Here is a 25,525-nt window from a genome sequence, read left to right as displayed (position 1 = left end):
GGCCGTGGTGACGCAAACACGCGTCCGGCAGACGTTCGCCTTGTTGTGGGCGAGCGAGACCGCCTTCGACCTCGGCTCCGCGCTGATGACGTTCGCGCTCGGAGTCTGGTTGTTTCAGCAGACGGAATCTGCGCAGCAGTTCTCGATGGCGATCGTGGCGACCGCGTTTCCAAGCCTGCTCATGACCCCGGTGGCGGGCGCGCTGGCCGATCGGTTCGACCGGCGCTGGGTCATCGTGGGGTGCGACGTGTGCTCGGCGGTCTTGGTCGCCGTGCTCGCCGTCCTGGTGTTTCAGGATCGGATGCAGCCGGGCTACCTCTATGCGTTCAACGTCGCCAGCGCGGTCGTCGGATCGATCCGCATCCCGGCGTACCGGGCGGCGATGGGATCGATCGTGCCGCGGGAGCGGCTCACCCAGGCTGGTGCTCTGATCGGGCTCACGCAGAGCGTGTTCCAGGTCGCGGTGCCCCTGGTCGCGGGTTACCTCATGGCCGTGCTCGGGCTGACCGGCATCGTCACCGTGCACATCCTCCTCGTGGCTGCTGGAGCGATCGCCGCGTTCGGCGGGCTCTCGCGGAGCCGGCAGGCCGTCCGCGGGGTCGAGCGCGCGGGGCGGTCGTCGCTCTTCCGCGAGACCGCTCTCAGCGTGCGCTCCGCGTTGGCCTATCTCCGCGAGGTGCCGATGATGGCCGGGCTTTCGATCTATGGCGCGATCCAGGAGGCCCTCGTCGTGCTCGCCGCGAGCATGATGATCCCGCTCGTCCTGTCGACGCATGCCAGCGAAGCGGTCGGCTTGATCCTGAGCAGCGGTGCGCTGGGAGCGGTGGCGGGGTCGGGACTGCTGGTGGTCGCGCCGGTGCGTCGTCGCCAGATGCGCTGGATGCTCGTGGCTCAAATGTCGGTATCGCTGATGCTGGTGCTGGTCGGGCTCGCGAGCTCGACGGTCCTGTGGGCCCTGTGCGCGTTCGGCGCGTACTTCGGCGGTGCGACGTCGACCGCATGCGCCCTCGCGCTGCTCCTGCGCAAGACGCGGGTCGAGAGCCGAGGAAGTCTGTTCGCGCTGAATGCTGCGCTCAACGGGATCATGGTGTGCGTGGCGATGCTGGTGGGTGGCTATCTCGCTCACCATGTCTTCGAACCGGCGCTCCTGGCCGGAGGCGCCTGGGCGAGCACGGTGGGCGCCTGGGTCGGCACAGGCAAGGGCCGCGGTCTGGCCTTCGTCTTCATCGTGTGCGGCGCCGCTGGCGGCCTCCTGTCGCTCGTCGCGCTGCTCTCGCCGCGATTCCGGGACTTCGACGAGGGGACGCCCGATCCAGCGGATGAGCCGACGACAGCCACGCCGCCGGCCGCGGCGCACCCCGAGCCGCGGGCCCGAGGCCACGCTCCAGGTGTGGATGAGCTTCTCGCTTGCGAACCGACGTCACCCGAGCGCCCAGGAGTCGCCGTTGACCACTCGACATGACCTCACGTCCGTCCAGCAGGCGATCTGGCTGGATCAGATGCTGGCGCCAGGGGTGCCGTCCTACAACATCGGGATGGTCTTTCGGATCGATGGCGACCTCGACGAGGCGCTGTTCGAGGAGGCGTTCGGTCACGTCGTCCAGAGCCACGACGCGCTTCGGCTGGTGATCGGGGAGGAGGCCAGTGTCCCTTTCCAGCGCGTCCTGCCGCGTGGCGGTGGCATCGCGCCGGTGCTCGACCTGACCGGCCACGACGACGCCGAGGCGCGCGCCTGGGCCCACATCCATCGGGCGGCAAGCACGCCGTTCGAGCTTTACGGCCGCCCGCTGTGGGAGGCGCAGCTCGTGCGGATCAGGCCGGACTGCCGGTACTTTCGGCTCCACTTCCACCACCTCGTGTCCGACGGCACCCACTTCGCCATCGTGGTGCGCGCCATCGCGGAGGCTTACGAGCGGTGCTCGCGCGGCGCACCGGCGGGCGCGCCGGCGCCGTCCTACCTCGAGTTTGCCGAGAGAGACCGGCTGTATCTGGCGTCGCCCCGGTACGAGGCCGATCGACAGTTCTGGACAGAGCGATTCGCCACCTTGCCGCCGCCGCTCCTCTCGCCGCGCGCGATCGAGGCCATGGCCAGCGGTCGCGACGCCTGGGTCAGCGACCGTGTCATGCGGCGGATCGAGGGCGACGAGCTCGCCCGCCTGCGCGCGTATCTCGCGGCGTCCGGGAGCACGTTGCAGCACTTCCTGCTCGCCGTCTTGGCCGCCTACTTCGCGCGCACGCACGGCGTAGAGGAGGTGGTGATCGGGGTGTCGGTGCACAACCGCGGCACGGCGCGCGACCGGTGCACGGCGGGCATGTTTTCCTCGATGATCCCGCTCGGGATCCAGGTCCATCGCGACAAAGGCATCGCCGAGCTGATGCAGGACATCGCCGCCGAGCTGCGGCGTTGCTATCGCCATCAGCGATTCCCGATCCAGGATCTCAACAGGTCGCTGCGCCTCGACCAGCTCGGCCGACGGCAGCTCTTCGACGTGACGCTGAGCCTGGACATCTATCCGGAAGCAGCGCCGATCGGCGCGGCGCGCTGGGCGGTGGTCGACAAGATGTACAGCGGCTTCGCTCAGGTCCCCCTGGCCGTGTGCATCAACGAGTATCCGGGGACCGACCGCGCGATCATCGAGCTCGACTACAGCCGCGCGGCCTTCGAGCGCGGCGAGATCGAGCGCATTCAGCGCCGCCTTTCGTGCGTGATGAACGCTGTGCTCGAAGGCGGCGCCGGCCAGCCGATCGGCGCGCTGCCGCTGATCGACGAGGACGAGCGGCGCCAGGTGGTGGTGGGCTGGAACGAGACCGGCACGGCGTACCCGACGGGGCTGCGCGTGCACGAGCTGTTCGAGGCGCAGGTGGCGCGGACCCCGGCCGCGGTGGCGGTGGACGACGGAGCGCGGCGGCTGTCCTACGCGGAGCTCGATGCGCGCGCCAACCAGCTTGCGCACGCGCTGCGGCGGCAGGGCGTGGGCCCAGACGTGCCGGTGGGGCTGTGCCTGGAGCGCAGCGTGGAGATGGTGATCGGGCTTCTGGCGGCGCTGAAGGCGGGCGGCTGCTACGTGCCGCTCGATCCTGACCAGCCGAAGGTGCGGCTGCGCGAGATGGTCGCGGACAGCGCGCCGCGTGTGGTGCTGGTGGACGCGGTGGGCGACCGGACGCTGGCCGAGGTCGATGGCATCGGCGCACGGTGCGTGGCGCTCTCGATGCAGGCCTGGGGCTTCTCGCACGAGCCGTGCGACGCGCCGCCGGCGGAGGGACACGAGCGCGACCTGGCGTACGTGATCTACACGTCGGGCTCGACGGGGACGCCCAAGGGGGTGATGAACGAGCACCGCGGCGTGGTGAACCGGCTGCTGTGGATGCAGCAGGCGTACGGGCTGGGCGAACGGGACGTGGTGCTGCAGAAGACGCCGTTCGGGTTCGACGTGTCGGTGTGGGAGCTGTTCTGGCCGCTGATGGCGGGGGCGCAGCTGGTGATGGCGCGGCCGCACGGGCACAAGGACCCGGACTACCTGGCGACGCTGATCGAGCGCGCGAGGGTGACGACGCTGCACTTCGTGCCATCGATGCTGCAGGCGTTCCTGGCCGAGGACGTGGCGGAGCGGTGCGCGAGCCTGGTGCGGGTGTTCTGCAGCGGCGAGGCGTTGCCAGCGCCGCTGGTGCGGCGCTTCCACGACCGGCTGCCCGGGGTCGAGCTCCACAACCTGTACGGGCCGACCGAGGCGGCGGTGGATGTCACGGCGTGGCAGTGCAGGCCCGGCGACACGAGCGACGCGATCCCCATCGGCCGGCCGATCGCGAACACACAGCTTTACATTCTCGACGAGCGGCGGCAGCCGGTGCCGGTGGGCGCGGCGGGCGAGATCTACATCGGCGGCGTGCAGGTGGCGCGGGGCTACCTGAACCAGCCGGCGCTGACCTCGGCGCGGTTCGTCGACGACCCGTTCACGGCGGGTGGTCGGCTGTATCGCACGGGAGATCTGGGGTGCTGGCGGTCTGACGGGGCGATCGAGTACCTGGGGCGCAACGACCTGCAGGTGAAGATCCGCGGCGTACGGATCGAGCTGGGCGAGATCGAGGCGCGGCTCGCCGAGGTGAAGGGGCTGCGCGAGGTGGCGGTGACGGCGCGCGAGGACGAGCCGGGCGACCTTCGGCTGGTGGCCTACTACACGGCAGAAGGCGAGCAGGCGCCGGACGCCGGGGCGCTGCGAGCGCACGCGGCGCAGCGGCTGCCAGCGGCGGCCGTACCGGCGGCGTACGTGCGGCTCGCGGCGATGCCGGTGACGGCGAACGGCAAGCTCGATCGCAAGGCCTTGCCCGCGCCGGATGCTGCGGCGTTCGCGCACCGGGTGTACGAGCCTCCCCAGGGCGCGACCGAGCAGACGCTCGCCGAGATCTGGGCCGAGCTGCTCGGGATCGAGCGGGTCGGCCGCCACGACAACTTCTTCGCGCTGGGCGGCCACTCGCTGATCGCTATCCGGCTGATCGAGCGCATGCGCAGCGCGCACATGCACGCCGACGTGCGGGTCGTGTTCAGCGCTCCGACCCTGGCGGCGCTCGCGAGCCAGGTCGGCGCGGAGAGCGACGAGGTGGCGGTGCCGCCGAACCTCATCCCGCCGGACGCCGACCGCATCACGCCCGAGATGTTGCCGCTGGTGAGCCTCAGCCAGGCATCGATCGACGCGATCGTCGCGGCGGTCGATGGCGGCGCGGCCGGAGTGCAGGACATCTATGCGCTGGCGCCGCTCCAGGAGGGGATCCTGTTCCATCATCTGGTGCGGAGTCGCGACGACGCGGATCCGTACGTCATGTCCGGCGTGTTCGGCTTCGCCAGCCGCGCGCGGCTCGACCGCTTCCTCCAGGCGCTGCAGCAGGTGATCGACCGCCACGACATCCTGCGCACCGCCATTGCCTGGCAGGGCGTGGTGGAGCAGCCGGTCCAGGTGGTACACCGGCGTGCGACGCTCGAGGTCGAGGTCGTCGCGCTCGATCCGGACGCCGGCGATATCGTCGCGCAGCTCGAGGCAGGTCACGACGCGCGGATCGACGTGACCCGGCCGCCGCTGTTTCGCGGTCGCGTCGCTGCCGACCCGACGCGCGGGCGCTGGATTCTGCACCTCCTGTTTCATCACCTGGTGCTGGACCACACGACGCTGGAGACCGTGCTCGCCGAGGCGCGCGCGATCGAGGACGGCCAGCGCGATCTGCCGGCGCCGGCGCCGTTCCGCGACTTCGTGGCGCAGGCGAGGTCGCGGGTCTCTGCCAGCGAGCACGAGGCGTTCTTCCGCGAGATGCTCGGCGACGTCGATGCGCCGACCGCGCCGTTCGGGCTGCTCGACGTGCACGGCGACGGCAGCGGCATCGCCGAGGCGAGCCGGACCTTGTCGGCCGAGCTCGCGCGCGCGGTCCGCGATCGCGCGCGGGCGCTGGGCGTGAGCACGGCGAGCCTCTTTCACCTGGCGTGGGCGCTCGTGCTGGCGCGGACGACGGACCGGCGCGACGTCGTGTTCGGCACCGTGCTCGTCGGTCGCGCGCAGGGCGGCGCGCGAGCGGACCGGGCGCTCGGCGTGTTCATCAATACGCTGCCGATCCGCGTCGACGTGGACGCGCGCGGTGTCGCGGACACGGCGCGAGGCACGCACGCGCGCATCGTCGAGCTGCTCCGCCACGAGCACGCGCCCCTCGCGCTGGCGCAGCGGGCCAGCGCGATCCCGAGCCAGGCGCCGCTGTTCACTTCGCTCCTCAACTACCGGTTCAGCGCGGACGAGAGCGATGCGCCATCGCTGGCGCACGTGCTGGGATCGGAGATCGAGCTCCTCGCCAGCCGCGAGCGCACGAACTATCCGCTCGGTCTCACCATCGACGATCTCGGGCAGGCGCTCGTCCTGACGGCCAAGGCGCCGCGGGAGGTGGGGCCAGAGCGGATCTGCGACTTCGTACAGACCGCGCTGCACGTGCTGGTCGACGCGCTCGCAACGGAGCCCGCGCGGCCCGTGTGCGAGCTCGATGTGCTGCCGGCGGCCGAGCGCGAGCGCGAGCTCGCGTCCTGGAACGACACCGCGATCGAGGTCCCACCGGGCGCGTCCGTCCACGGCCTGTTCGAGGCGCAGGTCGCGCGGACGCCAAGGGCGATCGCCGTCGTGCACGGGGACATCGAGGTGACGTTCGCCGAGCTCGATGCGCGGGCGAACGGCCTGGCGCAGGCCCTGCGCGCCCACGGCGTCGGGCCAGATCGGCGGGTTGCGATCGTGCTCGAGCGCGGGGTCGACATGATCGTCGCCGTGCTCGGCATCCTCAAGGCCGGAGGCGCCTACGTGCCGCTCGACCCGTCGTGGCCGGCGGAGCGCCTCGCGCAGGTGCTGGTCGACGCCGGACCGGTCTGCGTGATCTCGCAGGCGGCGCTCCGCGCGAGCTTACCTTCCGCACCGCCGGTGATCCTGCTGGCCGCGGGCGGAGCGCACATCGCGCCTGCCCGGGGAATGGCCGAGGCGCGGCTCGAGGAGACGGTGAGCGATGCGCCCGGCGCGTCGAGCGATCCGGCTCGCCAGCTGGCCTATGTCATCTACACGTCGGGATCGACCGGGCGACCCAAGGGGGTCATGATCGAGCACGGCAGTGTGGTCAACCTCTGGGCGGCGCTGGAGCGCGCCGTCCACGCGCATCACCCGCACTGCCGGCGGGTCAGCCTCAACGCGCCGCTCGCGTTCGACTCGTCCGTCAAGCAGTGGGTCCAGCTGCTGTCTGGACGCACGCTCGTCGTCGTGCCGGCCGACGTGCGGACCGACGGCGCGGCGTTGCGCGACTTCGTCGCCGCGCACGAGATAGACGTCCTGGACTGCACGCCGTCTCAGCTGGCGCTGACGCTGGACGAGCACGGGGCGCCTCGCTGCGCCGTCACGCTGGTCGGCGGCGAGGCGATCGGCCCGGCGCAGTGGCATGCGCTGGTCGAGCAAGGCCCGACGACCTTCTACAACGTCTACGGCCCGACCGAGTGCACCGTCGACGCCACGGTGGCTCGCATCTCGGGCGGTGCGCCGCACATCGGCCGACCGATAGCGAATGTGCGGGTGTACATCGTGGACGCGTCGTTTCGGCCATCGCCGGTTGGAGTGATCGGTGAGATCGTGATTGGCGGTGCGGGGGTGGCGCGGGGGTACCTGGGAGAGCCCGGTCTGACGGCGGAGCGGTTCGTGGACGATCCGTTCGTGTCCGGAGGACGAGTGTACCGGACAGGGGATCTCGGTCGCTGGCGTGCGGACGGGACGATCGAGTACGTGGGCCGCAACGACTTTCAGGTGAAGCTTCGAGGCTACCGAATCGAGCTTGGGGAGATCGAGGCGCGGCTCGGGGAGGTGAGGGGAGTCGAAGAGGTGGTGGTGGTGGCGCGTCGCGAGGGCGGTGACGCGGGCGACGCGCGGCTTGTGGCGTACTACACGGGCGAGGGGAATCTAGGGGACGCGCTGCGCGCCCACGCGTCGCGGACGCTTCCGTCGTACATGGTGCCGACGGGGTACGTGGCGCTCGAGGCGCTGCCGCTGACGGCGCACGGCAAGCTCGACCGGGGTGCGCTGCCTGCGCCCGAGGCGTCGGAGGCAAAGCCAGGCGAAGGGCCGCGGAATCAGATTGAAGAGCTCCTTGCCGGGCTGTGGAGCGAGCTTTTGGGGCGCGAGCGGGTGAGCCGGAGCGACCACTTCTTCGAGCTCGGTGGGCACTCGTTGCTGGCGATGCAGCTTGTGTCGCGGGTGCGCCGGTTGCTGGGAGTCGAGCTTGCGTTGTCCGAGCTGTTCGCGCACCCCGAGCTGCACCGGCTGGCGGCGCGTGTGAGGGTGGCGGAGCGCACGGAGCTGCCGGAGATAGCGGTGGGTGAGCGGCGCGGACCGGAGCCGGTGTCGCTGACGCAGCAGCGGCTATGGTTTTTGACGCGGCTGGAGGGCGCGAGCGCGGCCTATCACATCCGGGGTGCGTTTCAGCTGCGCGGCGCGCTGGACCGGGGCGCGCTGGTGGGCGCGCTGAGGCGAATCGTGGAGCGTCACGAATCGCTGCGCACGCGCTTCGGGGTGCAGGACGGCGTGCCGGTGCAGGAGGTGCAGGCGACGGCCGCGCTTCAGCTGCGCGAGGAGGATGTGCGGGGCTCGGCCGATGCGGCGGCAGCGGCGCGCGCGCTGGGCGATGCGCATGCGGCGACGGCGTTCGAGCTGAGCGAGGACCTGCCGCTGCGCGTGCTGGTGGTGCGCACGGGCGAAGACGAGCACGTGCTCGAGGTGGTGATGCACCACATCGCGTCGGACGGCTGGTCCGTCGGCATCTTTTTGCGCGAGCTGAGCGCGCTGTACGCCGCGTATGCGTCGGGTCGAGTCGATCCGCTGCCGGCACCGACGGTGCAGTACGCGGACTGGGCAGCGTGGCAGCGGAGCGCGCTGGCGAGCGGGCAGCTTGCGCGGCAGAGCGAGTTCTGGCGGAGCAACCTCCGCGGTGCGCCGAGCCTGTTGAGCTTGCCGTGGGACCGACCGCGCCCTGCGCAGCAGGACCCTGCAGGCGCGAGCATCGACGTGGAGGTGGGGGCGGAGCTGACGCGCGGGCTGCGTGCGCTGAGCCGTCGTCACGGGGTGACGATGTACATGACGCTGCTTGCGAGCTGGGGTGCGGTGCTCTCTCGGCTGAGCGGGCAGGAAGAGGTGGTGATCGGGAGTCCCGTGGCTGGGCGGGGGCGGGCGGAGATCGAGTCGTTGATCGGGTTCTTCGTGAACACGCTGGCGCTGCGCATCGACCTGCAGGGAGAGCCGACGGTAAGCGAGGTGCTGGCGCGTACGCGTGCGCAGGTGCTTGCGGCGCAGGAGCACCAGGACCTGCCGTTCGACCAGGTGGTGGAGGTGGTGGCGCCGCCGCGCAGCCTGTCGCACACGCCGCTGTACCAGGTGATGCTCGACTGGCACGGCACGCGGGATGCGCCGGTGACGCTGCCTGGCTTGGACGTGACGACGCTGCCGACGGAGCTGGACACGGCGCAATGCGATCTGACGCTGGCGCTGCAGGAGCGTGAGGAGGGGCTCGTGGGGAGCCTGAACTTCGCCACGGCGCTGTTCGAGCGCGAGACGGTGGAGCGCTACCGTGGCTACTGGCTGCGTGTGCTGGAGGGCATGGTGGCCGACGATCGGCAGCCGATCGGCGCAATTCCTGTGCTGTCGCCCGCGGAGTGGCAGCGCGTGGTGGTCGAGTGGAACGACACGGGGCGAGCGCTGCCGCTCGAACGGTGCGTGCACGAGCTGTTCGAGGCGCAGGTGACGCGAGCCCCTGAGGCTATCGCGGTGGACGACGGGACGGAGCGCCTGAGCTATGGTGAGCTGAACCGGCGAGCCAACCGGCTGGCGCGCCACCTGCGCGAGGTGGGCGTCACGGCGGACGCGCGGGTGGGGGTGTGCGCCGAGCGGGGCGCGCCGATGCTTGTCGCGCTGCTGGCCACGCTGAAGGCGGGCGGAGCGTACGTGCCGCTCGATCCTGCCTATCCAGGCGAGAGGTTGGCCCACATCATCGAGGACAGCGCGCCCGTCGCGGTGCTGACGGCGGGGGGCGCAGGGCGCGACGTGGCGTGCCGTCACGTGGCCGGGACGGTCCCGATGTTCGATGTCGAGCTGGACGCGGGCCAGTGGGCCTCGCGCCGCGATGACGACCTCGACGCGCGTGCGGTCGGTGTTGGCGCGGAGCACCTGGCGTACGTGATCTACACGTCGGGCTCGAGCGGTCAGCCGAAGGGCGTGATGATCGAGCACCGCAACCTCGTGAACTACACGCTTGCGGCGATCGAGTGGTTCGGGCTCGGACCCGCGGACACGGTGCTGCAGCAGAACTCGCTGAATTTCGACCTTTCGCTGGAGGAGATCATGCCAGCGCTGCTGGCGGGAGCGCGGCTGTTGCCGAGGTCGCGCCCGTTCGGGGCCGGCGCCGGGGACGAAGGCGAGCGCGCGAGCGTGGTGCACCTGACCGCGGCGCACTGGCACAGCCTTGTCGGCGAGTGGAGCCGTCCGGAGGCGGGCGCGCCGCCGCTGGACGGAGTGCGCATGATGAACGTGACGGGAGATGCGCTGTCGCCGCACGCGCTGGCGCGCTGGGAGGCGCTGGGCGCGGAGACGCGGCTGATCAACACGTACGGGCCGACGGAGGTCACGGTGTCGTGCAGCGCGGCCTACGTTCGCCACGAGGCAGGCGCGGCGCGCGTGAGCATCGGCAAGCCGTTCGCGAATACGCGGATGTACGTGCTGGACCGCCGCGGCGAGCCGGTGCCGGTGGGCGTGGTGGGGGAGCTGTTCATCGCGGGCGCGCAGGTGGGGCGCGGCTATCTGCACCAGCCGCAGCGCAGCGCCGAGCGGTTCGTGGAGGACCGCTTCCACCCCGGCCAGCGCATGTACCGCAGCGGCGACCTGGCGCGCTGGCGGCCCGACGGGGAGCTCGAGTTCATCGGGCGCGACGACGGGCAGGTGAAGGTGCGCGGCTTCCGCGTGGAGCTCGGCGAGGTCGAGAGCGCGCTCGCGCAGCTGCCTGGGCTCGACGAGGTGGCGGTGCTCGTGCGCGAGGACGTTCCCGGCGACAAGCGCCTGGTGGCGTACTACACCGGCGCGGCCGCGCTCGACGAGGACGCGCTGCGACGTCACGCCGCCGAGAAGCTGCCGGCGTACATGCTGCCGGCGGCCTACGTGCGGCTCGCTGCGCTGCCCCTCACGCCCAACGGCAAGCTCGATCGCAAGGCGCTGCCCGCGCCGGAGGCTGCAGCATTCGGGCATCAGGCGTACGAGGCTCCCCAGGGCGCGATCGAGCAGACGCTCGCCGAGATCTGGGCCGAGCTGCTCGGCGTCGAGCAAGTCGGACGCCACGACAACTTCTTCGCGCTGGGCGGCCACTCGCTGATCGCCATCCGGCTGATCGAGCGCATGCGCCGCGCGCGCATGCACGCCGACGTCACCGCGATCTTTCTGACGGCCTCGCTGAGCGAGCTGGCGGCGCAGGTGCGCGCCAGCGGTGACGAACCGAACGATCCCCCGCGCCTGATTGCGCGCCACCCGGGCGGCGTCCGCGAGCCGGACGCGGCTTTCGGGCTCGACGTCGAGGAGATCCGACTGTGAACACACGCGCCCTGCTGCAGCTCCTGGAAGAGAAGCAGATCCAGATCCACGCCGATGGCGGTGAGCTGGTCATTCGCGCACCGCGCGGCGCGCTCGACCCGGCGCTGGTCCAGTCGCTGCGGAGCGGGAAGGCCGCCCTGCTCGCCGAGCTCACGCAGCGGAACGAGCGGACCGCGCCCGTCGCCCGGATCACGCCGGACATGATCCCTCTCGTCAAGCTGCCCCAGGACGCGATCGACGCGATCGTCGCGAAGGTCGAGGGCGGAGCGGCCAACGTTCAGGACATCTATCCCTTGGGTCCGCTGCAGGAGGGGCTGTTCTTCCACTACCTGCTCCAGGACGGCGGCGACCCGTACCTGTTATCCACGGTGCTCCGCTTCGACACCCGAGGGCGGCTCGACGGCTTCGTCGCCGCGCTGCAGGAGGTGATCGATCGTCACGACATCTTGCGCACCGGCTTTGTCTGGGAAGGGCTCGACCAGCCGGTCCAAGTCGTGTGGCGGCGGGCGACGCTCTCGGTCCAAGAGGTGGAGCTGGATGCGCAGGGGGACGACGCGGCCGAACGCCTCGAAGCGCTGCACCACCCATCTCGCTATCGCCTGGACGTGGGCCGCGCGCCGCTCCTCACCTGCTACGTGACCCCCGACGACACGCCGGTCGAGATCGCCGACGAGGCGGCAGGCACGCCGCGTGACTCCGCGGGCGGGCCCTGGCTGCTGCACCTGCTCGCCCACCACCTGATCAGCGATCACACGACGCTGGACCTGCTCGTCGAGGAGGCGCGCATGATCGTCCGCGGCGAGCGAGACCGCTTGCCGCGGGCGGTGCCGTTTCGCAACTTCGTGGCCCAGGCCTGCACGAGCGTTGGCCAGGACGACCACGACGCGTTTTTCCGCAGCCTGCTCGGCGACATCGAGGAGCCGACCGCGCCGTTCGGTGTCGTCGAGGTCCGGGGCGATGGCCGCGGCCACGACGAGGTCCGACAGATGCTCGACCCCGCGCTGTCGACCGCGCTCCGCCGCGTCGCGCGCGCCATGCGGGTCAGCGCGGCGAGCCTCGTCCACCTGGCGTGGGCCCTGGTCCTGGCCCGGACGACCGGGCGGCGCAATGTCGTGTTCGGCACGCTGTTGTTCGGTCGGATGCAGAGCGGCGCGGACGCCGATCGCGCGCTGGGGATGTTCCTCAACACACTGCCGATGCGCATCGACGTCGGCGATGACGGCGTCCGGCGCGCGCTCGAGCGCACGCACGCGACGCTGGTCCAGCTGCTCCGCCACGAGCACGCATCGCTGGCGCTCGCCCAGCGCGCGAGCGGCGTCCCCGCGAAGACCCCTCTGTTCACCTCGCTGTTGAACTATCGCCACAGCGATCGGGCCGCGGTGGATCGCAGCGGTCAGGCGCGATACCTCGGCGATGGCATCGCGCTGCTCCGCGCCCGCGAGCGCACCAACTACCCCCTGAGCCTCGATGTCGACGACCTGGGCGACGGTTTCCACCTGACCGCGCAGGCCGATGCCTCGATCGGCGCAGCGCGGCTGTGCGACTACATGGTCTGCGCGCTGACCGGCCTGGTCCAGGCGCTCGAGCGCAATCCGGACCGGCCGGTCCGCGAGCTTGAGGTCCTGCCCGAACCCGAACGTGTGCAGCTCATCGAGACCTGGAGCGCGGGGGGCGAGGCCGCGGCCGACGTGGATGCGTGCGTCCACGAGCGCTTCGAGCAGCAGGCGGCCCTGCGCCCCGACGCGATCGCGCTCGCGTGGGGCGATCGCCGGCTCCGCTATGGCGAGCTCAACGCGCAGGCCAACCGGCTCGCGCATCGCCTCCGCGCCATGGGCGTGAGACCCGACGACCGCGTCGCCGTGTACGGTCCGCGCAGCGCCGAGACCGTCGTGGCCGTGCTGGCCGTGCTCAAGGCGGGCGGCGCCTACGTCCCGCTGGATCCGAGCTATCCGCTGGAGCGCCTGGGCCAGATGGTCGAGGACTGCGACCCGCGGGTCGTGCTCCACGTCGGGCCTCTTCCGGATGCGATCGCGCGCCACCTGCCTCGTGTCGACCTGCAGGCCGACGCCGCATGGCAGCACGAGAGCGAGCGCAATCCCGATCGCCAGACCATCGGTCTGGGTCCGCAGCACCTCGCGTATGTGCTCTACACCTCGGGCTCCACGGGGCGCCCCAAGGGCGTGATGATCGAGCACCGCGGTGTGGTGAACCAGAACGCCGCGCTGGCCGAGCGGATCGGCCTCGGTCCGGGCGATCGCATGCTGCAGTTCGCCTCGCTGTCGTTCGACACGTCCGTCGAGGAGCTGTTCGCGACCTGGATGCGCGGCGCCACGCTCGTCATGCGCACCGACGAGTGGCTGGCCGGTCCGCGTACCTTCTGGGCGCTGTGCGAGGCGCACGGCGTGACGGTCGTGGATCTGCCGACCCAGTTCTGGGCGCAGCTCGCGCTCGATCCCGAGCGAGCGTCGATCCCGGTCTCGGTGCGGCAGGTCATCATCGGCGGCGAAGCCGTGACGGAACGCGCGCTCGCGGCGTGGTTTGCGCGCGACGGGCACCGGCCGCGGCTGCTCAACACCTACGGGCCGACCGAGACGACGATCAGCGCGACGATGCACGAAGTCGAGGGCGGCGCGGGCCAGTGGCGGAGCATCGGTCGCCCGAGCGCCGGCGTCCGGGTCTACCTCGTGGATCGCGAGTTGCGGCCGGTGCCCGCTGGCGTGGCGGGCGAGATCGTGATCGGGGGCGTGCAGGTCGGACGCGGCTACCTGAACCAGCCCGCGCTGACGGCAGAGCGGTTCTTCGACATGCCCAGCGCGCTGGGCGCGTCGGGCGCGCGGCTGTACCGCACCGGCGACGTCGGTTGCTGGCGACCGGACGGCACTATCGAGTACCTCGGGCGCGACGACCACCAGGTGAAGATCCGCGGCTTCCGCATCGAGCTCGGCGAGATCGAGGCGGCGCTCGCGAAGGTCGCGGGCGTCACGGACGTCGTGGTGGTGGCCCGCGCAACAGAGCTCGACGGGCACGGCGACCAGAAGCTGGTGGCGTACTTCGTCGGCGACGCGGCCCCGGACGCCGAGACGCTGAGGCAGCACGTGGCGCAACACCTGCCCGCTTACATGGTCCCCTCCGCGTACGTTCGCCTCGCCGCGCTGCCGCTGTCTCCGACAGGCAAGCTCGATCGCCGAGCGCTGCCCGCGCCGGATGCCGACGCGCACGTCCGGCGGTCGTACGACGCTCCTCGCAGCGGGACCGAGCAACTGATCGCCACGATCTGGGAGGACCTGCTGCAGATCGAGCAGGTCGGACGCCACGACGACTTCTTCGCGCTCGGCGGGCATTCGCTCCTGGCGGTGCGGCTGCTCGCGCGGCTACGCCGGACGCTCGACGTCGAGATCTCGCTCGCCGATCTGTTCGCGCACACAGGGCTGTGGCGGCTGGCTGAGCACCTGGCAGGCGCGCGTGCCTCGTCGCTGCCGCCGATCCTGCCGGCAGAGCGCACGGGGCCGTTGCCGCTGTCGCTCGCGCAGCAGCGCCTGTGGTTCCTCACGCGGGTGGAAGGCGCGAGCGCGGCGTACCACCTCACCGCGCTGGGGCGGCTGACCGGCCCGCTCGATCGCCCGGCCCTGATCCGCGCGCTGCGTCGCGTCGTGGAGCGACACGAGGCGCTGCGCACCCGCTTCCAGCTCGTCGACGACCAGCCGGTGCAGATCGTCGAGCCCGGCGCCGAGCTACCGGTCGCCGAGGACGATCTGCGCGGCGCGTCGGATGCCGCGGCCCGGGCCCTCGAGCTCGCGAAAGCCCACGCCAGCGCGCCGTTCGACCTCGCGCGCGAGATTCCGGTGCGCGCGCTGGTCGTGCGCGTGTCCGAGGACGAGCACCTGCTGCAGGTCGTCATGCACCACATCGCTTCCGACGGCTGGTCGGTGGGTGTGCTGCTCGACGAGCTCGGTCGGCTGTACCCCCGCTACCTCGCGGGCGAATCCGACCCGCTGCCGCCGCTCGCCGTCCAGTATGCCGACTACGCCGCCTGGCAGCGCGCCTGGTTCGTCGAGGGCGAGCTCGGGCGCCAGCGTGCGTACTGGCGCCGCACCCTCGGCGGTGCGCCGATCTCGCTCGAGTTGCCCACCACCTGGCCGCGGCCCTCAGAACAGGCTCACGCCGGGGACGAGGTCGGCGTGAGCCTCGACGCCGCGCTCGTGCAGCGGCTGCGGACGCTGTGCCGGCGGCACGGCGTGACGCCGTACATGGCGGTGCTGGCGAGCTGGGCGGCGACGCTCGGGCGCCTCGCTGCGCAGCACGACGTGGTGATCGGAACCCCGGTGGCAGGGCGCGACCGCGCCGAGATCGAGCCGCTCGTCGGTTTCTTCGTCAACACGCTGCCGATCCGCATCGACCTGCAGGGAGCGCCCACGGTGGCGGAGCTCCTCGCGCGCACCCGCGCCCAGGTGCTCTCGGCGCACGAGCACCAGGATCTGCCGTTCGATCAGATCGTCGAAGCGGTCGCGCCTCCGCGCAGCCTGGCCCACACGCCGCTATTTCAGGTGATGCTCGCCTGGCAGAGCGGGTCAGAGCGCGAGCTTTGCCTGCCCGGCGTCACGGTGACGCCGCTGCGGATCGGACAGGCGACCGCCCAGTTCGACCTGACGCTCTCGCTCGAGGACGGAGCGCACGGGATCACCGGAACGCTCAACTACGCCACCGCGCTGTTCGACCGCGTGACCGCGCAGCGCCTCGTCGCGTACTGGGAGACGCTGCTCGAGGCGTTCGTCGCCGACGGCGGCGAGGCGGTGGTCGCCCGACTGCCGATCTTGCCGGAGGCCGAGCGTCTGGACGTGGTGGAGAGGTGGAACCAGACGCGTGCGTCGGCGAGCCGAGGGTGCGTGCACGAGCAGTTCGAGGCGCATGCGCGGCGAAACCCGGATGCGATCGCGCTGGTGCACGGAGCGGAGCGCGTGAGCTACGGCGCGCTGAACGCGGCGGCGAACCGCCTGGCGCATCACCTGCGCGGGATGGGGGTGGGGCCGGAGCAGCGGGTGGCGATCTGCCTTGAGCGCGGTGTGGGGCTGGTGACCGCGATCCTTGCGGTCCTCAAGGCGGGCGGTGCGTACGTGCCGCTCGATCCGGCCTACGCGTCGGAGCGGCTGGTGGCGACGCTCGCCGACAGCGACCCTTCGGTGGTGCTGGTGGACGCGACGGGGCGCGGGGCGCTGGGAGAGCCAGCGTCGCGGTCGGCGCGGTGGGTCGATGTCGAGCAAGACGCGGCGCAGTGGGCGGAGGCGGCCGAGCACGATCCTGGGGTGGAAGTCTTGCCGAGCCACCTTGCGTACGTGATCTACACGTCGGGTTCGACGGGGCGGCCCAAGGGCGTGATGGTCGAGCACGCGCAGGTGTCGCGGTTGTTCGCATGCACCGAGGCGTGGTTCGGGTTCGGCGAGCGGGACGTGTGGAGCCTGTTCCACTCGATCGGATTCGACTTTTCGGTGTGGGAGCTGTGGGGCGCGCTCTCGTACGGCGGGCGGCTGGTGATCGTGCCGCTGACGACCGCGCGCTCGCCGGCCGAGTTTTATGAATTGCTGTGCGCCGAAGGGGTGACGGTCCTGAACCAGACGCCGAGCGCGTTCCAGCAGCTGATGGCGGCGCAGGCGCAGACGCCGAGTGTGCACCAGCTGCGCTGGGTGATCTTCGGTGGAGAGGCGCTGGAGCTGCGGACGCTCAAGCCGTGGTACGAGCGCAACGACGAGCAAGCGACGAGGCTCGTGAACATGTACGGCATCACCGAGACGACGGTGCACGTGACCTACCGTGCGCTCGCGGCTCGGGACGCGGAACGGCTTGGGCCGAGCCCGATCGGGGTGAAGCTGCCCGACCTGCGGCTGTACGTGCTGGACGAGCAGAGGCAGCCTGTGGCGGTGGGGGTGACGGGCGAGCTGTACGTCGGGGGCGCGGGCGTGGCGCGCGGCTACCTCGGGCAGCCGGAGCTCACGGCGGAGCGCTTCGTCGACGACCCGTTCACGGGAACGGGGCGCCTGTACCGGACAGGCGATCTGGGTCGCTGGCTGCCCGACGGGAGCATCGAATACCTGGGACGCAACGACTTCCAGGTGAAGATTCGTGGCTTCCGGATCGAGCTCGGGGAGATCGAGGCGCGGCTGGCGGGTGCGCCAGGCGTCGCGGAGGTGGTGGTCGTCGCGCAGCCGGTGGGCGAGAGCGCGCCGGGAGAGCGGCGGCTGGTCGCGTACTACACGGGCGAGCACGCGCCGGATGCGCGCGCGCTGCGTGAGCACGCCGCACGGGGCCTACCCGAATACATGCTGCCAGCCGCCTACGTGCGGCTCCCGGCGCTGCCGCTCACCCCCAACGGCAAGCTCGACCGCAAGGCGCTGCCGGCGCCTCAGGGCGAGGCTTTCGCGCGTCGCTCCTACGAGCCTCCGCAGGGCCCCATCGAAGAACGCCTCGCGGTGCTGTGGGCGAGGCTCCTCAAGCAGGAGCGCGTCGGGCGACACGACAACTTCTTCGCGCTCGGCGGTCACTCGCTGCTGGCGGTCAGCTTGCTCGAGCGCATGCGGCGCGAGGGGCTGCACGGCGACGTGCGCGCGGTGTTCAAGGCGCAGACCTTGGCGGAGCTCGCGGCGCAGATTCGCGACGAAGATCCGGAGTTGCCTGTGCCTCCGAACCTGATTCCGGCGCAAGCCGATCGGATCACGCCGGAGATGCTCACGCTCGTCAGCCTCGACCAGGACGCGATCGACGCGATCGTCGCGTCGGTCGACGGCGGCGCGGCCAACGTGCAGGACATCTACCCGCTCGCGCCGATGCAGGAGGGAATGCTGTTCCACCACCGGCTCGATGCGCCGTCCGAGACCGATCCCTACATGGAGTCGTACACCCTGGCCTTCCGGTCGCGGGGCCGGCTCGAACGCTTCCTGGCGGCGCTCCAGCACATCGTCGACCGCCACGACATCCTGCGCACCGGGTTCTGGTGGGACGGCCTCGAGCAGCCGGTCCAGGTGGTGCGCCGGCGCGCGGTCGTCCCCGTCTCGTGGCTCGACCCCGAGGATCTAGGCGCCGTCGACGGCGACGTCGTGCGGGCGCTCGAGGAGCGGTTCGATCCGCGGCGGCTCCGCCTCGATATCCAGCGGCCGCCGCTGCTCGCCTGCCACGTGGTCGAGGACCGCGCGCAGCAGCGCTGGGTGCTGTGCGTCCTCATGCACCACCTCGTCATCGACAACACGACGCTGAAGCTGCTGGCCGCCGAGGAGCGGGCCATCGAGCTCGGTCGTCTCGGCGAGCTGCCGCGGCCCGCGCCGTACCGCGAGTTCGTGGCGCGCGCCCGGCAGGCGATCGGCCTCGGCAAGCACGCCGCGTTCTTCCGCGAGTTGCTCGGAGACATCGACGAGCCGACCGCGCCCTTTGGCCTCGTCGACGTCCGCGGCGACGGGCGTGGCATCGCGGAGGCGGAGAGCAGGCTGCCCGGCGAGCTGTCGCGCGCCATCCGGCGCTGCACCGCGCGGCTCGGGGTGAGCCCGGCGAGCTTCATGCACCAGGCCTTTGGCCTCGTGCTCGCCCGGGTGACCGGCCGGCGCGACGTGGTGTTCGGGACCGTGGTGTTCGGTCGCATGCATGCCGGCGCCCGAGCCGACCGGGTGATGGGGATGTTCATCAACACGCTGCCGATGCGGCTCCGCGTCGACGAGCGCGGCGTCGAAGACAGCCTCCGACGCACCCACGACCTCGTGGTCGAGCTGCTGCGCTACGAGCACACGCCGCTCGGGCTCGCGCAGCGCGAGAGCCGCGTGCCGGCGCAGACTCCGCTCTTCTCCGCCCTGCTCAACTACCGGCAAGGCGCCCTCGTCGCGCAGGAAGAGCTCGACGACGCGGGCGCGCCTCCGGATCCCGGTCGCGACGACGAGATCGATTTTCTCGGCGGCAACGAGCGCACCAACTACCCGCTGGTCCTGTCGATCGACGACCTGGGTGACGACTTCTCGGTCACCGCACAGGTGAGCAGCGACATCGGGCCTGAGCGCGTGTGGGACTTCATGCGCGAGGCCCTCGCGGGCCTGGTCCGCGCGGTGGACGAGGATCCACGGGCGCCCACGTGCGGCATCGACGTGCTGCCCGCGGCGGAGCGCGAGCGCGTGGTCGCGGAGTGGAACGACACGGCGCGGGCCTACCCGCTCGAGTCCTGCGTGCACGAGCTGTTCGAGGCGCAGGTCGCGCGCTCTCCGGCGGCGATCGCCGTGGCGCAGGGCGACGAGGCGGTCTCGTATGCAGCGCTCGACGCGCGGGCCAACCGGCTGGCCTGGCACCTGCGGCAACTGGGCGTGCATTCCGGGGCCCGGGTCGCGCTGTGCTTCGAACGCAGCCCCGCGCTGATCACGGCGATGCTGGCCACGGCCAAGGCCGGCGGCGCCTACGTGCCGCTCGATCCTGCGTATCCCGCCGAGCGGCTCGACACCTTGCTGCGGAGCTCGGCTCCGGCCGCCGTGTTGACCGACGCCCATGCCCGGCTCGCGATTGGCGCGACCGCACAGCGCGCAGGCGTGCGGGTGCTCGATCTCGACCGCGACATCGAGCTCGACGCAAGCGAGCGGCGGGGGCACGACAGGGACGACGCCGCTGCCGCGCCGCCGACGTCGAGCGACCTCGCTTATGTCATCTACACCTCGGGATCGACCGGCGAGCCCAAGGGGGTGATGGTCGAGCACCGCAGCCTGACCAACCTGGTCGCCTGGCATATCGAGGCGTTCGGGCTTGCGCCGGGCCATCGCAGCTCGAGCACGGCAGGCGTTGGCTTCGACGCGATGACCTGGGAGATCTGGCCACCGCTGTGCAGCGGCGGCACCTTGCTGCTGCCGCCGCGGGACGTGGCGGGCGATCCGGAACGGCTGCTCGATTGGTGGCGCGCCCAGGCGCTGGACGTGAGCTTCCTGGTCACGCCGCTCGCGGAGCTGGCCCACGCCGGCGGAGCGGGCAACCCGCGCCTGCAAACGTTGCTGATCGGCGGCGATCGGCTGCGCCGCTGGCCCCAGGGTCTGCCGGCCGGTCAGGCCCTGATCAACAACTACGGGCCGACGGAGAGCTGCGTGGTCGCGACCTCCGGTCGGCTGCACGAAGGCGACTCCGTCCTGCACATCGGCCGACCGATAGCGAACACGCGGGTGTACGTGGTGGACGCGTCGTTTCGGCCATCGCCCATTGGTGTGATCGGTGAGATCGTGATTGGCGGGGCGGGGGTAGCGCGAGGGTACCTGGGAGAGCCCGGTCTGACGGCGGAGCGGTTCGTGGACGATCCGTTCGTGTCCGGAGGACGAGTGTACCGGACAGGGGACCTCGGTCGCTGGCGTGCGGACGGGACGATCGAGTACGTGGGCCGCAACGACTTTCAGGTGAAGCTTCGAGGCTACCGAATCGAGCTTGGGGAGATCGAGGCGCGGCTCGGTGAGGTGAGGGGAGTCGAAGAGGTGGTGGTGGTGGCGCGTCGCGAGGCAGGTGACGCGGGCGATGCGCGGCTTGTGGCGTACTACACGGGCGAGGGGAGTCTAGGGGACGCGCTGCGCGCCCACGCGTCGCGGACGCTTCCGTCGTACATGGTGCCGACGGGGTACGTGGCGCTCGAGGCGCTGCCGCTGACGGCGCACGGCAAGCTCGACCGGGGTGCGCTGCCTGCGCCCGAGGCGTCGGAGGCAAGGCCAGGCGAAGGGCCGCGGAATCAGATTGAAGAGCTCCTTGCCGGGCTGTGGAGCGAGCTTTTGGGGCGCGAGCGGGTGAGCCGGAGCGACCACTTCTTCGAGCTCGGTGGGCACTCGTTGCTGGCGATGCAGCTAGTGTCGCGGGTGCGTCGGTTGCTGGGGGTGGAGCTTGCGTTGTCCGAGCTGTTCGCGCACCCCGAGCTGCACCGGCTGGCGGCGCGTGTGAGGGTGGCAGAGCGCACGGAGCTGCCGGAGATAGCGGTGGGTGAGCGGCGTGGGCCGGAGCCGGTGTCGCTGACGCAGCAGCGGCTATGGTTTTTGACGCGGCTGGAGGGCGCGAGCGCGGCCTATCACATCCGGGGTGCGTTTCAGCTGCGCGGCGCGCTGGACCGGGGCGCGCTGGTGGGCGCGCTGAGGCGAATCGTGGAGCGTCACGAGTCGCTGCGCACGCGCTTCGGGGTGCAGGACGGCGTGCCGGTGCAGGAGGTGCAGGCGACGGCCGCGCTTCAGCTGCGCGAGGAGGATGTGCGGGGCTCGGCCGATGCGGCGGCAGCGGCGCGCGCGCTGGGCGATGCGCATGCGGCCACGGCGTTCGAGCTGAGCGAGGACCTGCCGCTGCGCGTGCTGGTGGTGCGCACGGGCGAAGACGAGCACGTGCTCGAGGTGGTGATGCACCACATCGCGTCGGACGGCTGGTCTGTGGGCGTGTTTTTGCGCGAGCTGAGCGCGCTGTACGCGGCGTATGCGTCGGGTCGAGCGGATCCGCTGCCGGCACCGACGGTGCAGTACGCGGACTGGGCAGCGTGGCAGCGGAGCGCGCTGGCGAGCGGGCAGCTTGCGCGGCAGAGCGAGTTCTGGCGGAGCAACCTCCGCGGTGCGCCGAGCCTGTTGAGCTTGCCGTGGGACCGACCGCGCCCTGCGCAGCAGGACCCTGCAGGCGCGAGCATCGACGTCGAGGTGGGGGCGGAGCTGACGCGCGGGCTGCGTGCGCTGAGCCGTCGTCACGGGGTGACGATGTACATGACGCTGCTTGCGAGCTGGGGTGCGGTGCTCTCTCGGCTGAGCGGGCAGGAAGAGGTGGTGATCGGGAGTCCCGTGGCTGGGCGGGGGCGGGCGGAGATCGAGGCGTTGATCGGGTTCTTCGTGAACACGCTGGCGCTGCGCATCGACCTGCAGGGAGAGCCGACGGTAAGCGAGGTGCTGGCGCGTACGCGTGCGCAGGTGCTTGCGGCGCAGGAGCACCAGGACCTGCCGTTCGACCAGGTGGTGGAGGTGGTGGCGCCGCCGCGGAGCCTGTCGCACACGCCGCTGTACCAGGTGATGCTCGACTGGCACGGCACGCGGGATGCGCCGCTAACGCTGCCTGACTTGCAGGTGACGACGCTCCCGACGGAGCTCGACACGGCGCAGTGCGACCTGACGCTGGCGCTGCAGGAGGGTGAGGAGGGGCTGGTCGGGAGCCTGAATTACGCCACGGCGCTGTTCGAGCGCGAGACGGTGGAGCGCTACCGTGGCTACTGGCTGCGTGTGCTGGAAGGCATGGTGGCCGACGATCGCCAGCCGATCGGCGCGATTCCTGTGCTGTCGCCCGCGGAGTGGCAGCGTGTGGTGGTCGAGTGGAACGACACGGGGCGAGCGCTGCCGCTCGAACGGTGCGTGCACGAGCTGTTCGAGGCGCAGGTGACGCGAGCCCCTGAGGCTATCGCGGTCGACGACGGGACGGAGCGCCTGAGCTATGGTGAGCTGAACCGGCGAGCCAACCGGCTGGCGCGCCACCTGCGCGAGGTGGGCGTCACGGCGGACGCGCGGGTGGGGGTTTGCGCCGAGCGGGGCGCGCCGATGCTTGTCGCGCTGCTGGCCACGCTGAAGGCGGGCGGAGCGTATGTGCCGCTCGATCCTGCCTATCCAGGCGAGAGGCTTGCCCACATCATCGAGGACAGCGCGCCTGTCGCGGTGCTGACGGCGGGGGGCGCAGGGCGCGACGTGGCGTGCCGTCACGTGGCCGGGACGGTCCCGAGGTTCGATGTCGAGCTGGACGCGGCCCAGTGGGCCTCGCGCCGCGATGAGGACCTCGACGCGCGGGCGGTCGGCGTTGGCGCGGAGCACCTGGCGTACGTGATCTACACGTCGGGCTCGAGCGGTCAGCCGAAGGGCGTGATGATCGAGCACCGCAACCTCGTGAACTACACGCTCGCGGCGATCGAGTGGTTCGGGCTGGGACCTGCGGATACGGTGCTGCAGCAGAACTCGCTGAACTTCGACCTTTCGCTGGAGGAGATCATGCCAGCGCTGCTGGCGGGAGCGCGGCTGTTGCCGAGGTCGCGCCCGTTCGGGGCCGGCGCCGGGGACGAAGGCGAGCGCGCGAGCGTGGTGCACCTGACCGCGGCGCACTGGCACAGCCTTGTCGGCGAGTGGAGCCGTCCTGAGGCGGGCGCGCCGCCGCTGGACGGAGTGCGCATGATGAACGTGACGGGAGATGCGCTGTCGCCGCACGCGCTGGCGCGGTGGGAGGCGCTGGGCGCGGAGACGCGGCTGATCAACACGTACGGGCCGACGGAGGTGACGGTGTCGTGCAGCGCGGCCTACGTTCGCCACGAGCCAGGCGCGGCGCGCGTGAGCATCGGCAAGCCGTTCGCGAATACGCGGATGTACGTGCTGGACCGCCGCGGCGAGCCGGTGCCGGTGGGCGTGGTGGGGGAGCTGTTCATCGCGGGCGCGCAGGTGGGGCGCGGCTATCTGCACCAGCCGCAGCGCAGCGCCGAACGGTTCGTGGAGGACCGCTTCCACCCCGGCCAGCGCATGTACCGCAGCGGCGACCTGGCGCGCTGGCGGCCCGACGGGGAGCTCGAGTTCATCGGGCGCGACGACGGGCAGGTGAAGGTGCGCGGCTTCCGCGTGGAGCTCGGCGAGGTCGAGAGCGCGCTCGCGCAGCTGCCTGGGCTCGACGAGGTGGCGGTGCTCGTGCGCGAGGACGTTCCCGGCGACAAGCGCCTGGTGGCGTACTACACCGGCGCGGCCGCGCTCGACGACGACGCGCTGCGACGTCACGCCGCCGAGAAGCTGCCGGCGTACATGCTGCCGGCGGCGTACGTGCGGCTCGCTGCGCTGCCCCTTACGCCCAACGGCAAACTCGATCGCAAGGCGCTGCCCGCGCTGGACGACTCGGCCGCGTCGAGCCAGCCGTTCGAAGCGCCGTGCGGCGAGGTCGAGGAGCGGCTGGCCCGGATATGGTCCGAGCTCCTCGATCTGCCGCGCGTCGGACGCCATGACGACTTCTTCGCGCTCGGCGGCCACTCGCTCCTCGCCGTCCGCCTCATCGAGCGGATGCGCCACGAGGACCTCCACGCCGACGTCGCCTCCATCTTTACCGCCGTCAGCCTTGCCGAGCTGGCGAGAGCCACCACGCGCCTGAAGGAGATTCTGCTGTGACGACTCTGAACCAGCTCTTGACCATGCTCGAGACCAAGGGCCTCTCGCTGACGCTCGTCGGCGACGGGCTGTCGTTGCGAGGCAACGAGTCGGCGCTCGCCGATCGCGAGCTCGTCGCATCGGTGCGCGAGCACAAGCAGGCCCTGGTCGAGCTCCTCCGAGCCGGTCACACGATCGGCGCCCGCGCGCGCGCCGCCGTGCCACCCAACCTGATCCCCGACGCCGCCGCGCGGATCACCCCCGAGATGCTCACGCTGGTGAGCCTGGACCAGGCTGCGATTGACGCGATCGTCTCGCGCGTGCCCGGTGGCGCCCCCAACGTGCAGGACATCTACCCGCTCACGCCCCTCCAGGAGGGCATGCTGTTCCACCACCTGTGGAGCCCCGATGGCGACGCCTACACCGAGGGCTACGTCATGGCCTTCCCGTCGCGGGCGCGCATGGATCGCTTCACCGACGCGCTCGAGCAGGTGGTCGCGCGCCACGACGTCCTCCGCACCAGCATCGCGTGGGATGGGCTCGAGTCGCCGGTCCAGGTGGTGCAGCGGCGCGCTGCGCTCCCCGTCGAGATCCTCGATGTCGACCCGGCCTGCAGCGACGTCGCCCGGGAGCTCGAGCTGCGCTGCGGCGCCCAGCATCTCCGGCTGGACCTCGGACGCGCGCCGCTGCTGCGCTGCTACGCCGCGCACGACGTGTCCACGGGCCGCTGGCTGCTGAGCGTCGTCTTCCATCACATTGCGATCGACCACCTCGCGCTGGAGCTGCTCGTCGAGGAGACCTGGGCCATCGAGCAGGGCCGCGGCGCCGAGCTGCCGCCGCCGGCGCCGTTCCGTGCGTTCGTCGCGGAAGCTCGGCTCGGCGTGAGCGAGCAGGAGCATGCGGCGTTCTTCACGAAGCTGCTCGGCGACATCGACGAGACCACCGCACCGTTCGGCCTGCTCGACGCGAAAGGCGACGGCAGCGCCGTGGCGGAGGCGACCGTCCAGCTGCCGCGCGCGCTGGCCAGCGCGATTCGCGCGGCGGCGCGCCGTCTCGGCGTGAGCCCGGCGAGCCTCGTCCACCTGGCCTGGGCCCTGGTCGCGGCGCGGACGACCGGCCGCAAGGACGTGGTGTTCGGCACCGTGCTGTTCGGTCGCATGCAGGCGGGCGTCGACGCAGGCCGCATGCTCGGCCTGCTCATGAACACGCTGCCGCTGCGGGTCAGCGTCGGCGACGAGGATGTCGGGCAGGCGGCGAAGACCGTCCACGCCCTGCTGGTGGACCTCATGCGCCACGAGCACG

4 protein-coding genes (1 of these 4 only partly in view) are annotated in these 25,525 nt (G+C 71.4%); all 4 read left to right on the top strand.

Annotated features, from left to right (window positions below; all coding sequences use genetic code 11):
* The first annotated feature begins 7 nt into the window (after window positions 1-7).
* Tightly spaced (each overlapping or abutting the next), the 4 genes in view from WMF33_RS25005 to WMF33_RS24990 form a layout consistent with a single transcriptional unit that may run on beyond the window.
* Window positions 8-1,462: an MFS transporter gene (locus tag WMF33_RS25005; RefSeq protein WP_437322193.1), complete on the top strand. Its 1,455-nt coding sequence runs from the start codon at window positions 8-10 to the stop codon at window positions 1,460-1,462.
* The gene (locus WMF33_RS25000; protein WP_437322192.1) at window positions 1,446-11,120 is read left to right on the top strand and encodes an amino acid adenylation domain-containing protein; all 9,675 of its coding nucleotides are present in this window, start codon (window positions 1,446-1,448) and stop codon (window positions 11,118-11,120) included. Before WMF33_RS25005 ends, WMF33_RS25000 begins: the two co-directional genes overlap by 17 nt.
* Complete coding sequence (locus WMF33_RS24995) at window positions 11,117-24,244, top strand: amino acid adenylation domain-containing protein (protein WP_437322191.1); 13,128 nt, start codon at window positions 11,117-11,119, stop codon at window positions 24,242-24,244. Before WMF33_RS25000 ends, WMF33_RS24995 begins: the two co-directional genes overlap by 4 nt.
* Window positions 24,241-25,525: the beginning of an amino acid adenylation domain-containing protein gene (locus tag WMF33_RS24990; protein ID WP_437322190.1), read on the top strand. 15,788 nt of this gene lie beyond the right edge of the window; 1,285 of the gene's 17,073 nt are visible here — the first part of the coding sequence; the start codon lies at window positions 24,241-24,243; the stop codon falls past the right edge of the window. The genes WMF33_RS24995 and WMF33_RS24990 overlap by 4 nt, the downstream gene beginning before the upstream one ends.

The organism is Sorangium sp. So ce394, from assembly GCF_051474665.1.
GTDB classification, from domain to species: Bacteria; Myxococcota_A; Polyangia; order Polyangiales; family Polyangiaceae; genus Sorangium; species Sorangium cellulosum_D.
Note: the sequence above shows the minus strand (reverse complement) of the source record. Positions and strands in the feature narration are given on the sequence as shown.